This window comes from Nitrospirota bacterium (assembly GCA_004296885.1).
GTDB lineage: Bacteria > Nitrospirota > Nitrospiria > Nitrospirales > Nitrospiraceae > SYGV01.
Genome location: SCVN01000004.1, coordinates 38868 through 53828, shown reverse-complemented (window position 1 = coordinate 53828; position 14961 = coordinate 38868). Strand labels below are relative to the sequence as shown.

The following is a 14961-nucleotide window of genomic DNA, read 5'->3' as shown; positions in this document are numbered from 1 at the left end:
TTCTCAGCGCGCCGCCGCGGCCGACGCATCCCCCGGGCAGGTTCCCGGCGTCATGTAGAGCAGATAGTTGCCCATACCGTGCCCCTCCTCCGGGTCGTGCAAGGGGCGATGGTAGACCATGGTCATCTCATAGTCGTCGCGAGTGTTCACGGAAAAGCCGCGATCGTCTTTGTAGACTTGGTGGGGCTGGAAGGCCCGGAAGTTGCCGTCCGCTTCGACGTCCGGCACGGTCCGGAGCAGCGTCTTCTTGGTGGTCTTATTGTCCAGCGCGATGAGCAGCAACTGATCATGGCCGTGGGGATAGGCGAACTTCACGCAGCCGTCCATGTTGAACTTGAGCGGGGCCGACTGCACCTGCAAGCCGGGGTTGATGATGATCCCCTCGTCGGTCTGGTTCGGGCCCCGTTGATCGAACTTGCTGTAACAGACGATGTTGACGCCGACCTGATACACGTCCATGTCCTGCACGGGCGCCCCTTCCGGGGCCAGTTCCATCGTGAACGTGGCCATGACGTCCTTCGTGGGCAGGGCCTTGTGGTAGAAGGCCACCACGACCATCAGCTTCTTGTCCTTTTCAAGCCTGACCCCGTAGCCGGCGGGGAACTTCGTTTCGGTCATTTCCATGCCGGCTCCGGCGAAGAACAGCGGCTCGCCCGGACAGGACACGCTGTCCTTGTCGAGGTTCATCAGCAGGACGTGGTGAAGCCACTGGCGTGGCAGGGGTTTCCCGTCCTTCGTGAAGATGGCCGATTTGTAGCCGACCATGTGGCGATCCTTGAGGATCTGGAAGATATGTTTGGGGATGCTGGCGGCGAGGTCGCCGTCGTGGCCGGTCGGCAGGTCCATCGGCCCGAAGGTGAGGGTCAGGGTGTTGCCTTCCAGGGTGACCGTGGTTTTTTCTTCCAGGGTGGGGGCGTGCCCGCCGTGCTGGTGGTTGCCGTCCGCCAGGGCAGGACCGGCCACAATCAGGCTGAGCATCAGTGTTAGGGTAATCAGCTTCATAGGTTGGGAACTCCTCGTGTGAAACCGTCCGCTTACTTGGCGTTGGCTCCGGCAGACTCCCCCGGCTTCAACGTGGCCAGGAGTTTTTCCGCTTCCGGACGGTACCGGCGGGCCCAGGCATAGGCGTCGCTCGGGTGGTCCATCGCGATGATCGCGTGCAGTTCACGCTGCGCCGATTCCGGGTCGCGGCGTTTGACGTACATCTTGGCCAAATCCAGCCGGGCATGGGAATAGCTGGGATCGATGGATACGGCCTTTTTCAGGTAGTCGAGGGCGACGGCTTGGTTGCCGCCTAGGAACTGGGGCAATTCTTCCAACATCATGCCGGCCATGTGGAGCGCGCCCACGTGGTCTTTCTGCAGCTCCAGGGTCCGTTTCGCATGGGTTTTGATGTCGTCCAGTGCAAGGAGCGAGGCGGCGATACCCTTCGTGTCCGCGGCGCTGCCCATGTTGGCGGCGTAGAGGTAGTGCGCCTCCGCGTTTTTGTCGTCCAGTTCGATGGCGCGTTTGGCAAGGCGCGCCCCTTCCTCAAAGGCGGCCAGCTTCCGCGGCTTCTCGGTATAGAGCTCTTCGCCGATCTCGAGGTAGAGGCCGGCCAATTGTATGAGCAGCTTGGGATCGGAGGACTCTTGGGCCTTGGCCTCCAGGAGCTGTTTTAGGTCTTTCTCCAGCGACTGGGGGTAATCGGGCGGCGGCGCAGGCGGTTGGGCGGCCGACGGAAGCGCCAGCCACAGGAGCAGTGCGCAGGCGAGCAGCAGCGTCAGCGAACGGGATCTGGGACTGGTGGGGGCTGGTTTCGTATTGCGCTCCGGCTGCCGGAAGTCAACGAGACGGTCCGATTTCTTACTTCAAAGACGGAAACGCTTGATTGCTGCTCGATGTGCCCGGCGTGATGGACACTTCGCTGCGAAAGGACTCATGGAACGTCACCAGCATCCACTGCCCGTTGCGCCGCTCCATGATGCCGGTCTCGCGCAGGGGGAGGAGCATCCGCACTTCCTCTTTGCCGCTGCCGAGGTAGCGAATATAGTCCAGCTCCATCGCAAACCAGACGGTCTCTCCGCGCGTCCAGACTTTCAGTTCGGTGATCGGGATCTCGATGCGCGTGGCGTCCTTGAACTCGGTCTCCATGTCGCGGGCGAAGTCCGCCCAGCCGACGTATTTGCGCCCCTCGATCGTATAGCTGATGATGTCGTCGTCATGGGCCATGAACTTGGCAATTGTGGCCATGTCCTTGTCTTCATTCGCCCTCACCAGCGCCCGAAGGACGCCTTCAGGGGTGCTGAGGTCTGCCGTATGAGCGGTCGTTGCGCAGAGCAGGACGAGAGCAAAGAGTGCGACTAAAGTTCGGCTGCGGCAGGTCGGGAACATTAAAAGAGCCTCCGTCGGCGGGCTCAAGGAGGCCCTCTAGGTTTGGACAGGGTACACAGGTCGCCGGTTGCTTGTCAATGAAGTTTGCCTCTTGGCCCCATGGTGATGGCCTCACATATTCGTGGCAGGCTGGCAAGTCACGACATGGTATTGCATAATAGATCCGCTGAGGCGCGAACCGTATTGAAGGAGGAAGCGTCATGGAGAGATCGGAACGTCTGTTCGGAATGTTGGCCGCGGCGGTGATGCTTGGAAGTCTGTCGCTCGTCGGTTGCGCGGAGCCTCCCCAACCGGTTCCTCAGAAGGACATTCGGAACCATGCCGATCAATTCAACGAAAAGATGAAGCAGGAGGAAGCGGAGCGGGGACAAGGCCCGCAAGGCTCTTCCCACGGGATGATGCACTGACAGGACAAGGATAGGCTAAGGCCGTTCGAGCGTCAGGCTTCCCCGCCGCGCTCACGTTTGCCGAGGGCCTCGCTGAGCGGTTTGACGAGGGGCAACTTCGTCAGGAGTTGCCGGTGCGAGATTGCTTCAACCGCGCGCGCTTCGCCGAAGGTGCCCAGTAACGTGAGAGACACGATCAGCCGGAGGAGGCCGGAGAGAAAGAAGACCACCGGCAAATTCGAGGCCAACTGCACGTTTACGCCGGCCCAATGAATCTCCGCGGGCGTCACGGTTGCCAGCCAGCCTCCCACCATGGCGCCGACAAACCAGCCGATGGCGTTGATCGTATGCCAGACCGCGACGCCTTTCGCCCGGTCCTCCGCGCGCACGGCGTCGAAGACGTAGTTTTGCAGGCCGAGCGCGAGACCAGCCCAGACGATGCCCCCCAATAAATTTACGAGGACGAGAAAGGCCAGGTTGGTAGAGAGCAAGTAGAGCATGGGCAGGATCGGCACCGCGAGTCCGGTCACCACCATGAGCTTCTTGTTCCCATACCGATCGCTGATCAAGCCCCAGGGTTTGAGCGTGAGGAACTGCCCCAGGACGCCGGCCGCCAGCCAGGTTCCATACTCCAGGTAGGTGAAGTGCAAATCCCGGATCATGTAAATCACGAAATAGGGGCCGGCGATCAGGACACAGACGTGCATGAGACCGGAAAACAGCAGGAACCGCTTGAAGTTCACGCTGCGCTCGTGGCGTAAAAAGTCCAGCAGGTGCACCTCCGCTTCGCACGTGGCGGTGGCGGTGGCTTCGTCGATACGGGCCAGAGCGGAGGTGGAGCCGGCCCTGGCGGCGGCGGCCAGGAGGAAAATCACGGCGAATCCGGCCCAGGACCAGGGGATGTCCGAGGTCTGGGCCGATTGGAGGATCAGCCCGGCCAGGCAGAGGGCCGAGAAGTTGGTGACGGCCATGATTTTGGCCCGGCGGGCAAAATAGGCTCCTCGTTCGTTGGGCTCGATCAAATCCGTAATGAGGCTGTGCCAGGCCGGCACGATGAAATGGCCCAAGGCGAAGTAGCCTACCGCGCAGGCGATCAGCAGCCAGGCCCCGTAGTCCGGAAACATGAGGGGGAGGGCCACGAGCGGCAACCAAAAGAACGTCTGGCTTCCGGCGCCAGCCAGTATGATCGTCTTGCGGTGCCGGAGTCGGTTCAAGACTTTGACCGAGATCAACTGGGCCCAGGTGCCCACCAGCTGGGGAAGGGCCGACAGCAACCCGATCTGCAAAGGGGTGGCGTGGAGGAGCAGAGCGAAGGCGGAGAGATAGTTCTCCCCTCCGCCTTGCGCGGCGGCGTAAAAGGCTCCGTCGCGGAGGCCGGCGCGCCGGCTCTGTTCTCGTATGTCGTACCGGTCGTCCGTCGTCTTGCTCATCCGGTCTTCCACTATGTCTGGAGTCGTGAAGGAGGGCGCATCCGAACGTGCGCGGCCGACTCTGCGGGGGGGGGGCGGAGAACCGACTTGCGCCATTATAACAGACGAGCCGGCCGCTGGCGCCGTCAGTTGCAATGCACCCCCTCTTGCAGTAGGCTATTTTCATGATGGGGATCGGGGTTACGAGGCCTTTTATGCTCGGGGGAGGGGCGATTCGGCTGCCCGCATGGGCGCTTTTGTGTGCCCTCGTGGGAGGTGCGCACGGAGTGGTTGAGGCGCGCGAGTTGCTGGCTCCAAAGGAACAGGCGGAGACGGCGGTAGACGAGACCAAGATGCCGTCCCTAGACCTCCAGAAGCGCAATGTGCCGCAATCGCTGTTCACCTGGATCGTCATGGCCAAGGGCTACGAGGTGGAATGGGATACGTTCGGCCGCAAGGGCTGGTATACCCAGGACCCCCGCCTGAAGCCGATCGAACCTGGGACATCCGTGTTTCCTCCGGATACCTCGGCTGTCTATATCGTGTTTGAAGTGCCTACGCTGGAAGACCCGGCAACATTCGGTGCGATGTGGTTCCTGGAGGATGCCCAGGGCAAGTTGTCGGACCAGCCGGTGGGGAAGGATTCCCTATTCGTGCCCTGGCATGAAAAACAGGGGTTTTTGGAATTGAAGCAGCCGGTCGACGGGTGGAAGCAGGGCTCCTATCTGGTAAAGATCTTCATCAGCCCGGAGGGACAACAGGCGTTTCATGCGGTGAACCAGGTCGGGACGATGCGCTTTCAGATCAGCGATCAGCCTGCCAAGTCCGCATCTCCTCCCCGGTAATCTTCATCCTGCGACGGTCGTAGCGAGGCGTTATGCCGATGTATGAATATATGGCGGAGCGGTGCCTGCGTCAGCCTCCTTGTGCGCGGCGCAAGGAATATCTGCAACGCATGACCGAGGCGAGTCTGGCCGAGTGTCGGGAGTGCGGCGCTCCGATCACGCGGATCTTTTCTTCCTTTGCCGCCCGGTCGGGAGCCGTGGGGGTCTCGTCTCCCGATCCGACCCCCTTGAACATGACGGGCCTTCCGGCTCCGTCGGACATGGGGGATGGCTCGGGCGGTGAGGGGCCCTGCGGGCACGAGCATTGAACCGCGAGGCGCGCAGCGTCAGGCGTAAACCGCAAGGCATGAAGGAGAACGTGGACGAATGAAAGTGACGGACCCGGAGAAGCTGGCGCTGCTGTATGAGCGGTTCAAGGATGTGTGTCTGGTCGAAAAGGAAGTGTGGAAGGAGATCTTTCTGCCGCGCGACGTGGGGAAAGGGATGGTCCTGACCAACGTCCAGGATCGCTACGATGTCGTCATCGACGATCCGGCCATCGAGGATACGCTGGACGCCAATATTCCCCTCGGCGGAAAATCCCTTGCGGCCGCCATCCAGCAATACCGGGAGCACATCGGCTTCATCAAGAAAGCTTAGTGATCAGTCGTCAGTTTTCAGTGAGGAAGTTTTACTGATAACTGAGTACTGTCAACGGTGAACTACTTCGCCAATTCCCGCTCCACGTCCCGTACGATCTCATCGGCCAGAGGTTTGGTGCGGTGCTGGTAGCGGGCCACGACGTTGCCCTTGCGGTCCACCAGGTACTTCTGGAAATTCCACTCCACTTCGCCCGGGAACGGGCTCTGTTCGGTGAGGTAGTGGTAGAGGGGATGTTTGTCGCCGCCCTTCACGCTGATCTTCATGAACAGCGGAAAGGTCAGGCTGTACTTGGTGTAACAGAAACTCTTGATTTCCTGGTTGGTGCCCGGCTCCTGCTGGCCGAAATTGTTGGCGGGAAAGGCCAGAATCTCCAGGCCCTTCGCCTGATAGCGTTCGTACATCTCCTGCATGTCCGCGTACTGGGGGGTGTTCCCGCAGAAGCTGGCGGTGTTGACCAGCAACAGGACCTTCCCCTTGAACTGGCCGAGCGACAGGGGCTTGCCGTCGATGTCGTTTAGCGTGAAGTCGTACACCGAACCGGTTTGCGCAGCCATCAGAATCGGCCCTTTCCCGCCCGGCGGTTCCTCCGCCAGCGAATAGCTTGGGCTGCAGCCTAGTACGAGCCCCACGAACAACCACACAGCACCGGTGGATGCGCGCGCGCCGTGCATGGGAGCCTCCCTCCGCTTATGACAGCCGTTGGAGCGCCGCAATCCGCTCTTCGATCGGCGGGTGCGTGGCGAACAGGTGCATGAACCCGTTGGACTTGCCGGAAATCTTCATGGTGGCCAGGGCGTCCTGGGTGGTGTACTCCACCTGGGCCCGGTTGACCCATCGGTCGATGGCCCGCAGCGCCGCAATCATCCCGTCGCGTCCATAGGCCTTGGCGGAAAATGCGTCGGCCCCGAACTCCCGCCGGCGCGAGAACCAGCTGATCGGGATCATGGCCAGGAAGGACAGGACGATCTGTAGGAACATGTAGACGCCAAAGGCCAACATCTCGTTGCGCTCGGCAAGGTTCCGATAGACCCAGCGGCTGATGAAGTACACGAACGTGTTCATCAGGCCAGCGAGGACCGTCGTGGTGAACATGTCGCCGTTGTAGACATGGCCCATTTCGTGGGCCAAGACCGCCCGCACTTCCTGTTCGTTGAGGTGGCTCAACAAGCCGGTGGACACGGCCACCATCGAATTATTCTTCGTGGGGCCCGTGGCAAACGCGTTCGGGTCTTCCCCTTCGTAGACCCAGACTTCCGGCATTTTGATGCCGACCCGCTGGGCGATGTCCTGCACCGTCGAATAGATCACGTGCTCGGCTTGGGACTTGGGCTGGGTGATCTGATAGCACTCCAGCATGGACCGGGCCATTTGCTTCGAGAAGGCCAGGCTGAGGAACGCGCCCCCGAATCCGATGACCATGGCCCAGACCAGATCCTGCTGGTTGACCGCCCCGCGGACATCAATGCCAAAGGCCGGCAGGATAAAATTGACCAACACATGGAACGAAATCGACAACGTGACGAAAATCAACACGTTGGCGATCAGTAATAGAGCCATGCCCTTCAACCACTTCATGTCATTCCTCCTACTAAACTTGCTTGAGTCCGGCACGTCGATTCAGCTATGCCGGGAGAAGTTGTTGTTCCTTGCTAGGCAAATATGCACGGTGGCATAACAGATGGACTGGTGTTCATTATACAAGCCTCAGGGTAAAAAAACATCTGTGGCCCTATCCCTGGTGGCCATGTTGGGGAGGCAGATAACGCCGTTCTTCGGTTCGTCAAGGCTCCACCTGAGCTTTCAGATGGGCCAAGTTGCTGATTCCTTGGGTTGAATCGGTTGACGCGCCTGACTGCTTCTGTTACTAGAGAAGGCCATGAACGGCTCTTGTGTCTCCCGCGCTCTTTGGGCCAGAACGGTCCTCTGGATAGTGCTTGTCGCCTGGGTCAATGCCGTTGCCGTGGCTTGGGCCGGAGAGCCGGCGACCCTGGAGCCGGGCGCCGATGGGGTCCAACGGGCCACCATCACCCTGGACAGCTATTCATATAGTCCCGACCGTCTAATCGTCCAGGCAGGCAAGCCGGTGGAGTTGACGCTGACCAGCGTCACGACGATCACGCCGCATAACTTCATCATCAAAGAACTGGCCGTCGAACAGGACGTCGGTGCGGGCAAGACCGTGACCGTTCGCTTCACGCCCATACAGCCAGGCGTCTACCTGTTTTATTGCGACAAGAAGTTGCTGTTCTTGCCCGGCCATCGGGAAAAAGGCATGGAAGGTCGCCTGGAAGTCCGCTAGGAATCGACCAGCGTGGTTGCTGCCGCCCATACCGCCGTTCACAGACATGTGCTACTGAACGATCTCCTCAAGCGGGTCTCCCGGTCTTTTTTTCTCACCTTGAACGTGCTCCCCCGTTGCGTGCGCGACCAGATCGGGCTGGCCTATCTCTTTGCCAGGGCAGCCGATACGATCGCCGATACGGATCTGATCGACCGGGAGCAGCGGCTGCTGTTCTTGGAGCAGTTCAGGAGCCAGTTCAAGTCGGATGAAGTTTCATGGGGCGAGGTACGGGCGATCCAAGCAGCAGTGACGCCGCATCAGGCCGATTCGTCCGAGCGGCAATTGTTGGCGCAACTGGAAGACTGCTTCCGCCTGTATCTGGACCTTGAGGCCGATGACCGGACCCGCATCCGCACGTTGATGGTGACCTTGACCAATGGAATGGTGATGGACCTGCAATCCTTTCCGGGCGACAACCAGAACCGGCTGGCGGCGCTTCCGGCACTCGAGGACCTGGATCGCTACACCTACTATGTGGCCGGTTGCGTGGGTGAATTCTGGACCGGGATGATGTGCGCGTACCTGCCGGCACTCGCCGCCTGGGACGAGAAGCGCATGGCTGCGGTCGGAGTTAGGTTCGGCAAAGGGCTCCAGCTCACCAATATCCTCAAAGACCTGCCACGGGACTTGCGGCGGGGACGCTGTTACATTCCCTCCTCATTGCTTCAGGAAGCAGGGCTGATGCCGGGCGACTTGCTGCGCAAAGACAATTTACCCAAGGTCAAACCGATCCTGGGCAAGCTGGTGCGCCTGGCCTTGGAACATTTGGACCAAGGCTGGCTCTATACGCTGGCGATCCCGAGGCGGGAAGTTCGGCTCCGTCTGGCCTGCATGTGGCCGATCCTCTTTGCCGGGGCGACCTTGCAGCGGATCGCCGCCTCGCCCGATTGGCTGGACGCGACGGCCAAGCTCAAGATGCCGAAGGGACAGGTCTACCGGATCATGGCGCTGACGACACTCACGGGCGGCTGCGGCTACGTGGGCACGGCTCTGTGGGGGAGATTGAGAAAACAGATTATGTAAGAAGTTTCACATTACTGGGGCTTCAATTTTGAGTGATAGAAAGTTGGTTCGTACACGCTCATGGAATCAGTAATGGTGTCTGTTATCGGGCCAACTAGCGGCAATAGAAAGAAGTCTACCCAGAAAAATCCACTCAACTTGTACTCCAGGTAGACGTTTTGATTCTGATACCCCTCCTTTTTTAAGACCACCTCCGGATTGTTTCTCTGAATCTTTGTTAACAAGGGAGTATAGCCAATAGGCTCTCCGTTGACGAACACTTGAGCGGCTGTAGGCTCTGAAGTGAAGTGGAGTTCCTGGGAGGTTCCGTTAACGATGGTGGCACATCCTGTAAGAGTGCCGAGCAAGGGCAATGCTATCAGGATAGCAATCTTACGGGTCATGGTATCCCTCCGAGCATCCTCTACTATTATTTGAACTTGACCGCAATTCCTTCAACTTTTGTGCAGGTATAGGAAAACACGTTGTAGATGGGGATGAATCCGTACAGGCTTGTACTCACAGTGACGTTGATCAGTGCATCGCCTCCTTTTTCAGCCAATGCTTGATTCACTGCATCGGAGAATGTTCCATTGCCCCATGGAACCACGGCGATTAGGAAGAAACGGCAGCTTTCTCCTTGTGTAATGCCAACTTCCTCTATGTTCCGTCCCGATTTCAGAATGGAGGCATTGTCTGAAGCCGGTTTCGTCACAATTCCTAGGCTTCCTGTGGAGGTACATGCGGAGAGAGTAAAGAGGAAAAGCGACGTTAGAATTGTAAGTGGACGTCTCATGCTCGCGCCTCCTTTAGTGGCGGCGATCTATAGCAAGGCCAGGCTTAGCTGTCAATACCTACGTGGAGTAGGCCCAACGCATCCCTTTGTTGCAGATATCTCTTGGCTTCCTTGTGTATGGCGGCGATGTGGAGCAGGGGCTAGCGCGAACTGTTAGTGACTGGAAGGGTGACGGTGTTGTCCCATGCCCCGCTTCTCAGAGGCTCGTGTGGAGTGAGGCATGGTGTGGGCAGCGCTATGGCGTATTGAATCCTTGCGCCGCTTGCCGACCGAGCCAGCCTTACTTCTTCTGCGGAACCAGGATCTTCTCGCCTTTTCGGAAGACCGCGTAGATGGCCTGAGACGGGCAGGCGTCGAGGCAGAGGCGGCAGCCTTCCAGGCAACGGGAGGAATCGAATTTGAACGGCGGGGTGGAGAGCCAGGCGCCGGTCGGGCAGACCGGCATGCAGATGGCTTGGTGCGTGCAGCGGTCGGGATGGCGGACGAGGTGATCGCGGATGACCATCATGGGCGTGACTCCTTCAAACAGCGCTTTGGAGAACAGCTCCAGCATGTTCATGGCCGGGCGATCCTCATTTCCATTCGTTGACGAGCTTGCGTAGTCGATCTTTGAGCTCGGGAATGTGTTCCAGATTGTTCTGGATGGCGCCGACGATCTTCTCCAGCCGGGCCGCCTTCAGCGCGTCCCGATCTTTCTTGACCAGCCGATCGTATTCCTGATAGGCGTCGCGGTGCTTGGGTTCCAGCGCGGCGCGCGCGGTGCGCAGGCTCTCGCCGAGCTCATGGGGCTGCGCATCGATCGGCGGAGCCACCACGAAGGTTCCGTCGGTGCAGACCAGCGTCGCGGCCCCCGGTTTCGAGGGGAGGGGCGTGACGATCTCGATGGTCTTCCCCTGCAACTGCTCCCAGGACCCGGTGAGTCCAGGGAACTGTTTCATGAAGGCGACCTTCTCCATGTTGGCCTTCCATTTTTCTTCCATGTCCGCTCCTCGGATGCTGGAAATGGCCCCCAACTTCGTTCTCGGTCAGGCGTCTCCCTGCGACATGCCGAAAACCGTATGCCTCAGTCGCCGCCTTCCCTGCGGCTGAGCCGCGGGAGCAGCGTGCGTTTGGCGCACGCGGGGTGGGCGGGTGAGAAGGCGGCCATTTTGAGCATCCTGGATGTATTCGCGAATCGCATGCCCTGAGGCTTCTGTTCTTGCACTTCACGCTTCACGAGGTGCGCTTCACCTCAGGGCTTCAGCTTCTTTGGCGCGGGATGGTCCGGCATCAACAGGCGTTCGACGATCTCGCCCTTGACGACATGACGTTCCATGATCTCGGTCACGTCCGCTTCCGACCCGACCCAATACCAGACGCCTTCCGGATAGATCACGACGCTGGGGCCGTACTCGCAATGGTCGAGGCAGCCGGCTTTGTTGGCCCGGACGGTTCCCTTCAAGCCGAGGCGGTCCACTTCCTTCTTGAAGCAGGCGTGCAACCGCTCCGATCCGCTGTCCGCGCAGCAGCCGCGGGGATCGCCCTTGGGCCGCTGGTTGATACAGACGAAAATATGATGTGTGAAGGTGGACACGGGCCGCGTTGCTATCGTGGTCCGGCGGCAGGTGGCGTGTCCGCACGGGCTTGAACCCGTTCGACCAACGCGCGGACATCGGCCGGATCGAGCAGGCGTGATCCCAGTGCATGCCCGGCCAAAATCGCGGTGATTTCTCTGAGGCGCAACTGGGCCCGCTGGAACGGTTCCGTGCCGGCGAGCTCGGAGGGTTGTCCCTGGCTCAACTTGTCGAATTCGGCGCGGATATCGCGGAAATCCCGTTGGAGGTTTTTGTGCATCGAGCAGGGATCGCAGTACCACTTGGGGCTTTGATCGGAAGAAGGGGACAGCCGGTCGTAGGTGCGGCCGAAAAAATCCTTACCCAGAGAGAGTTTTTGCAAGGGCCCTTGCTGGGCCCCGCAGGCATCGCACCGCCCCGCCGAGAAACTCGTCTGTCCGTCCGCCACTGGTGAGCCCTCCGGAAAACGGGCGGATCATACTATAGGTACTCACGGCCTGTCCAGCCTCGTGGGGTAGAGGGGACGGCTCCAGATTGGGTCGTAGACGGAGTATAATGTCCCGTTGTCTACGAGAGTTGAGTTGATCGGGAGGAGTGACATGATCATCGGCGTGCCGCGAGAAATCAAAGACCATGAGTTTCGGGTGAGCCTGACCCCGGAGGGGGTCCGGACCCTCTGTGCCGCCGGTCATACGGTATGGGTTGAGCCGGCGGCCGGGGAAGGCAGCGGGTTCTCCGACGAACAGTATCGCCAGGCCGGCGCCCGCCTGGCCGGGTCGAAGGAACAGCTCTTCAAAGAGGCGGAGCTGATTGTGAAAGTCAAGGAGCCCCTGCCGTCGGAGTATACCCTGTTCCGTCCCGCGCAGATCCTGTTTACCTACCTGCATCTGGCCGCGTCGGTTGAGCTGACGAGGGCGTTGATGGACGCGCAGGTCACGGCCATCGCCTATGAAACAACCGAGAGCCGGGACGGAAGCCTGCCGATGCTCAAGCCCATGAGCGAGATTGCCGGCCGGCTGGCGGTGCAGGTCGGGGCCGGGTATTTGGAGCGGCTGCAGGGGGGATCCGGCGTGCTGCTGGGCGGAGTCCCCGGCGTCGCGCCCGGCAAAGTCGTGGTGCTGGGAGCCGGGGTAGTCGGGAGCGCCGCGACCGGGATTGCCGTCGGGATGGGGGCCCAGGTCACGGTGATCAACCAGGATCTGGAGCGGCTGCGGGAACTGGATGCGCTTTACCGGGGGAGGATCGTGACGCTGGCCTCCCAGCAGTCCTGGATTGACCGGGTGGTCGAAGAGGCGGACCTGGTTATCGGCGCTGTGATGGTGCGGGGGGCCAAGGCGCCCAAGCTGGTGTCCCGCTCGGTTGTGGCGCGCATGCGCCCCGGGTCCGTCATCGTGGACGTGGCGGTGGATCAAGGGGGGTGTATTGAAACGACCCGCCCGACCAGCCATTCCGATCCCGTGTATCGCGTGGAGGGGGTTTTGCACTATTGCGTGCCGAACATGCCCGGAATTGTGCCGCGCACCTCGACTTTGGCCTTGACCAACGCGACGCTTCCCTTTATAGTTCGCCTGGCCTCGGCGGGACTCGAGCCGGCCATGCGCGCCGATCCCGGCTTTGCACGCGGGATCAATGTCGCGAAGGGCAAGGTGATGTGTCGTGCCGTAGCCGAGGCCCATGGAATGGCGTGGACGTCGCCAGCCTGAAGTGGGCGGAATGGGAATTCGGATCGGGGCGTAGCGCAGCCCGGTAGCGCACCGCGTTCGGGACGCGGGAGTCGCAGGTTCAAATCCTGTCGCCCCGACCATACCTCACTTCGTGTGAGCCGGCGGCTAATTTGAGTTTTATCGTAATTGGTGCCGCCGGAGAAACACCTCAAGTGTCCGGAGCGTTTTTGTTCTTCTTCGTGCAACTCGCGCTCACCGTTCAAACGATTTCCACCCCGGCCATTGTGTCCCCATGTCCTCCGTACAGACAGTCCGCGCAGTGATTCTGGTGAGCGGCTTGGTGCAAGGCGTCGGCTATCGTGCCTATGCCCAAGAAGAAGCTTCCCGGCTCGGGCTCGCCGGGGGCGTGCGGAACCTCGAGGACGGACGGGTCGAGGTTGCAGTGGAAGGTCAACGATCGACGGTGGAGGTCTTCATGGGGACGCTTCGGACCGGGCCGCGCTTGGCACGGGTGGAGGCCCTTCAGGTGGCATGGGAGTCGCCTGCCGGTCGATACGTCGGATTCCAGATCTGGTACTGAACAACGGCCATCTTAGGAGATGAGGAGCTTGCCGATGGACTACAAGAAGCTGATTCGCGAAGTGCCGGACTTCCCCAAGCCCGGAATCCTTTTTTATGACATCACGACGCTGCTGAAGGATGCCCGGGCGTTTCGGACGGTGCAGGATGAGTTGGCGGCTCGGTATCGCGACCGAGGCATCTCGAAGATCGTCGGGATCGAATCCCGGGGCTTCATCCTCGGGAGTCCGCTGGCCTATCAGATCGGCGCAGGGTTCGTCCCGGTGCGCAAACCGGGCAAGCTGCCGGCCGACACTTATGAGGTCAAGTACAAACTGGAATATGGGTCCAACTCGCTCGCGATCCATCGCGACGCGATCGCGATGGGCGAACGGGTGCTGGTGGTCGACGATCTGCTCGCGACCGGCGGAACGGCCGCCGCCACGATCAGCCTGATCCGCCAGCTCGGCGGTGAGATTGCGGGCATGGTGGTGTTGGTGGAATTGACCGATCTCAAGGGGCGGGACAAGTTGGATGGCTGTCCGTTGCATGCCATGATCACCTATCCCTAGCTGCTGCGATTCGGCTGTGGCCGCTTGCCGTGCGGTCATGGTCATGGGCTGAGCCTGCGGCGGCGGTTGTCGAGCTTGTCAAACCAACAGTGCCGTGCTAAGAATACGCCGCCTTTTTCAGGCCGATGGCCCAAGGGAGGGATGCGTAGACGATGTCCACGAAGGGAAAGGTCAACAAAAAGCCCGTGAATAAAATATCCAAATCCGTCAAGCCGCCCGCAAAGCGATCTGTGGCCAAAGCAAAGAGCAAGGGAGCGGCCGAGGCCAGGCCCTCTGACCGGAAGCGAACGAGCGCGACGATCGACATTGCGCCGAAAGCCAAATCGAAATACGCCGGGCGCCGGGACGCGTTGCATCGCATGTTGATGGCGAAGCGACAGGAGATCATGAATGAGATCGGCGCCTCGCTGGGGCAGTCCTTGACGGATGATCAGCAACGCCGCCTGGAGTCGGCGATGGATGTCGGCGACCAGGCGTTGATGGACCTGGAGCGGGAGTTGGGGATCTCGCTCATGGAGATGCGGAATCGGAGGCGGCAGTTGATCGACGAGGCCCTTGCCAGATTGGATGAAGGCACCTACGGCCTCTGCGCCGAGTGCGGAGTGGACATCAGCGAGAAGCGGCTGGTCGCTGTGCCCTTCGCCAAACTGTGCGTCGAATGCCAATCCCAGCAAGAATTGATGGAAAAGATCGAAAAGGGCGAGGAACGTGATTGAGGCGGGTGGTCGGTCCGGCTTCTGTGCTCGCGCAACGCGCGGCCTGGGAAGGCCCTCGTTGGACGCACGCAGTTGAAGCCAGACCGGCCCCCGCCGGTGGTGGA

The 14961-nt window shown here is 60.5% G+C and carries 22 protein-coding genes and 1 tRNA gene; 11 read left to right on the top strand and 12 right to left on the bottom strand.

The annotated features are described in order from the left end of the window. Nucleotides 1-3: 3 nt before the first annotated feature. The 3 genes from EPO61_02710 to EPO61_02700 all read right to left on the bottom strand — a co-directional run bounded on the left by EPO61_02710 (nt 4) and on the right by EPO61_02700 (nt 2373). Complete coding sequence (locus tag EPO61_02710; protein TAJ10365.1) at nt 4-1002, bottom strand: hypothetical protein; 999 nt, start codon at nt 1000-1002, stop codon at nt 4-6. A gap of 32 nt (nt 1003-1034) precedes the next feature. Then, nucleotides 1035-1601: a tetratricopeptide repeat protein gene (locus EPO61_02705; protein TAJ10364.1), complete on the bottom strand. Its 567-nt coding sequence runs from the start codon at nt 1599-1601 to the stop codon at nt 1035-1037. A gap of 244 nt (nt 1602-1845) precedes the next feature. Further along, on the bottom strand, nt 1846-2373 hold the full coding sequence (locus EPO61_02700) for a hypothetical protein (GenBank protein ID TAJ10363.1): 528 nt from the start codon (nt 2371-2373) through the stop codon (nt 1846-1848). A gap of 200 nt (nt 2374-2573) precedes the next feature. On the opposite strand from EPO61_02700, the gene EPO61_02695 reads away from it, so the two are divergent. Then, complete coding sequence (locus tag EPO61_02695; GenBank protein TAJ10362.1) at nt 2574-2780, top strand: hypothetical protein; 207 nt, start codon at nt 2574-2576, stop codon at nt 2778-2780. A 32-nt stretch (nt 2781-2812) separates the two neighbouring features. Here the strand turns inward: EPO61_02695 and EPO61_02690 are convergent, their stop codons facing one another. Continuing rightward, complete coding sequence (locus EPO61_02690; protein ID TAJ10361.1) at nt 2813-4285, bottom strand: MFS transporter; 1473 nt, start codon at nt 4283-4285, stop codon at nt 2813-2815. A 170-nt stretch (nt 4286-4455) separates the two neighbouring features. On the opposite strand from EPO61_02690, the gene EPO61_02685 reads away from it, so the two are divergent. Genes EPO61_02685 through EPO61_02675 form a run of 3 tightly spaced genes read left to right on the top strand, consistent with a single transcriptional unit; the run spans nt 4456 to nt 5652 of the window. Beyond that, nucleotides 4456-5013 (top strand): hypothetical protein, encoded by a 558-nt coding sequence (locus tag EPO61_02685; protein TAJ10360.1) that lies wholly within the window; start codon nt 4456-4458, stop codon nt 5011-5013. Nucleotides 5014-5045: 32 nt separating this feature from the next. Then, on the top strand, nt 5046-5321 hold the full coding sequence (locus EPO61_02680) for a zinc ribbon domain-containing protein (GenBank protein ID TAJ10359.1): 276 nt from the start codon (nt 5046-5048) through the stop codon (nt 5319-5321). Between the two features lie 58 nt (nt 5322-5379). Then, nucleotides 5380-5652, top strand: a complete 273-nt coding sequence (locus EPO61_02675) for a hypothetical protein (GenBank protein TAJ10358.1) — start codon at nt 5380-5382, stop codon at nt 5650-5652. A gap of 62 nt (nt 5653-5714) precedes the next feature. Here EPO61_02675 and EPO61_02670 read toward each other — a convergent pair whose 3' ends face one another. Together EPO61_02670 and htpX are read right to left on the bottom strand one after the other, a co-directional pair. Next, complete coding sequence (locus EPO61_02670; protein ID TAJ10357.1) at nt 5715-6326, bottom strand: glutathione peroxidase; 612 nt, start codon at nt 6324-6326, stop codon at nt 5715-5717. A gap of 16 nt (nt 6327-6342) precedes the next feature. Then, nucleotides 6343-7230, bottom strand: coding sequence for a protease HtpX (htpX, locus tag EPO61_02665; GenBank protein TAJ10356.1), 888 nt, complete (start codon nt 7228-7230; stop codon nt 6343-6345). A gap of 301 nt (nt 7231-7531) precedes the next feature. On the opposite strand from htpX, the gene EPO61_02660 reads away from it, so the two are divergent. Then, nucleotides 7532-7954: a cupredoxin domain-containing protein gene (locus EPO61_02660; protein ID TAJ10355.1), complete on the top strand. Its 423-nt coding sequence runs from the start codon at nt 7532-7534 to the stop codon at nt 7952-7954. Between the two features lie 12 nt (nt 7955-7966). Continuing rightward, a complete protein-coding gene (locus tag EPO61_02655; GenBank protein TAJ10354.1) occupies nt 7967-9019 on the top strand; it encodes a squalene/phytoene synthase family protein in 1053 nt (350 codons plus the stop codon). An 11-nt stretch (nt 9020-9030) separates the two neighbouring features. On the opposite strand, the gene EPO61_02650 is transcribed toward EPO61_02655, so the two are convergent. From EPO61_02650 to EPO61_02625, 6 genes are all read right to left on the bottom strand, one after another. Then, nucleotides 9031-9402 (bottom strand): PEGA domain-containing protein, encoded by a 372-nt coding sequence (locus tag EPO61_02650; protein TAJ10353.1) that lies wholly within the window; start codon nt 9400-9402, stop codon nt 9031-9033. Between the two features lie 26 nt (nt 9403-9428). Next, entirely contained in the window at nt 9429-9794 is a 366-nt protein-coding gene (locus tag EPO61_02645) for a hypothetical protein (GenBank protein ID TAJ10352.1), read from the bottom strand. Between the two features lie 280 nt (nt 9795-10074). Further along, a complete protein-coding gene (locus tag EPO61_02640) occupies nt 10075-10353 on the bottom strand; it encodes a hypothetical protein (protein TAJ10351.1) in 279 nt (92 codons plus the stop codon). Between the two features lie 13 nt (nt 10354-10366). After that, nucleotides 10367-10774: a hypothetical protein gene (locus tag EPO61_02635; GenBank protein ID TAJ10350.1), complete on the bottom strand. Its 408-nt coding sequence runs from the start codon at nt 10772-10774 to the stop codon at nt 10367-10369. 251 nt (nt 10775-11025) lie between these two features. Then, nucleotides 11026-11367, bottom strand: a complete 342-nt coding sequence (locus EPO61_02630; protein ID TAJ10349.1) for a (2Fe-2S) ferredoxin domain-containing protein — start codon at nt 11365-11367, stop codon at nt 11026-11028. Between the two features lie 11 nt (nt 11368-11378). After that, complete coding sequence (locus EPO61_02625; GenBank protein TAJ10348.1) at nt 11379-11795, bottom strand: hypothetical protein; 417 nt, start codon at nt 11793-11795, stop codon at nt 11379-11381. A gap of 151 nt (nt 11796-11946) precedes the next feature. Here EPO61_02625 and ald point away from each other — a divergent pair, with 151 nt between their 5' ends. From ald to EPO61_02600, 5 genes are all read left to right on the top strand, one after another. Further along, a complete protein-coding gene (ald, locus tag EPO61_02620; GenBank protein TAJ10347.1) occupies nt 11947-13050 on the top strand; it encodes an alanine dehydrogenase in 1104 nt (367 codons plus the stop codon). Nucleotides 13051-13074: 24 nt separating this feature from the next. Then, nucleotides 13075-13151 (top strand) — tRNA-Pro (locus tag EPO61_02615). Between the two features lie 152 nt (nt 13152-13303). Then, a complete protein-coding gene (locus EPO61_02610; GenBank protein ID TAJ10346.1) occupies nt 13304-13591 on the top strand; it encodes an acylphosphatase in 288 nt (95 codons plus the stop codon). 34 nt (nt 13592-13625) lie between these two features. Then, on the top strand, nt 13626-14141 hold the full coding sequence (locus tag EPO61_02605; GenBank protein ID TAJ10345.1) for an adenine phosphoribosyltransferase: 516 nt from the start codon (nt 13626-13628) through the stop codon (nt 14139-14141). A gap of 152 nt (nt 14142-14293) precedes the next feature. Continuing rightward, the gene (locus EPO61_02600) at nt 14294-14857 is read left to right on the top strand and encodes a TraR/DksA family transcriptional regulator (protein ID TAJ10344.1); all 564 of its coding nucleotides are present in this window, start codon (nt 14294-14296) and stop codon (nt 14855-14857) included. Nucleotides 14858-14961: the final 104 nt, after the last annotated feature.

Coding starts and splice junctions, on each gene's coding strand:
- EPO61_02710 (TAJ10365.1), bottom strand. CDS start 1,002: ATGAAGCTGATTACCCTAACACTGATGCTCAGCCTGATTGTGGCCGGT.
- EPO61_02700 (TAJ10363.1), bottom strand. CDS start 2,373: ATGTTCCCGACCTGCCGCAGCCGAACTTTAGTCGCACTCTTTGCTCTC.
- EPO61_02695 (TAJ10362.1), top strand. CDS start 2,574: ATGGAGAGATCGGAACGTCTGTTCGGAATGTTGGCCGCGGCGGTGATG.
- EPO61_02690 (TAJ10361.1), bottom strand. CDS start 4,285: ATGGCGCAAGTCGGTTCTCCGCCCCCCCCCCGCAGAGTCGGCCGCGCA.
- EPO61_02680 (TAJ10359.1), top strand. CDS start 5,046: ATGCCGATGTATGAATATATGGCGGAGCGGTGCCTGCGTCAGCCTCCT.
- EPO61_02675 (TAJ10358.1), top strand. CDS start 5,380: ATGAAAGTGACGGACCCGGAGAAGCTGGCGCTGCTGTATGAGCGGTTC.
- EPO61_02670 (TAJ10357.1), bottom strand. CDS start 6,326: ATGCACGGCGCGCGCGCATCCACCGGTGCTGTGTGGTTGTTCGTGGGG.
- htpX (TAJ10356.1), bottom strand. CDS start 7,230: ATGAAGTGGTTGAAGGGCATGGCTCTATTACTGATCGCCAACGTGTTG.
- EPO61_02660 (TAJ10355.1), top strand. CDS start 7,532: ATGAACGGCTCTTGTGTCTCCCGCGCTCTTTGGGCCAGAACGGTCCTC.
- EPO61_02650 (TAJ10353.1), bottom strand. CDS start 9,402: ATGACCCGTAAGATTGCTATCCTGATAGCATTGCCCTTGCTCGGCACT.
- EPO61_02645 (TAJ10352.1), bottom strand. CDS start 9,794: ATGAGACGTCCACTTACAATTCTAACGTCGCTTTTCCTCTTTACTCTC.
- EPO61_02640 (TAJ10351.1), bottom strand. CDS start 10,353: ATGAACATGCTGGAGCTGTTCTCCAAAGCGCTGTTTGAAGGAGTCACG.
- EPO61_02635 (TAJ10350.1), bottom strand. CDS start 10,774: ATGGAAGAAAAATGGAAGGCCAACATGGAGAAGGTCGCCTTCATGAAA.
- ald (TAJ10347.1), top strand. CDS start 11,947: ATGATCATCGGCGTGCCGCGAGAAATCAAAGACCATGAGTTTCGGGTG.
- EPO61_02610 (TAJ10346.1), top strand. CDS start 13,304: ATGTCCTCCGTACAGACAGTCCGCGCAGTGATTCTGGTGAGCGGCTTG.
- EPO61_02605 (TAJ10345.1), top strand. CDS start 13,626: ATGGACTACAAGAAGCTGATTCGCGAAGTGCCGGACTTCCCCAAGCCC.
- EPO61_02600 (TAJ10344.1), top strand. CDS start 14,294: ATGTCCACGAAGGGAAAGGTCAACAAAAAGCCCGTGAATAAAATATCC.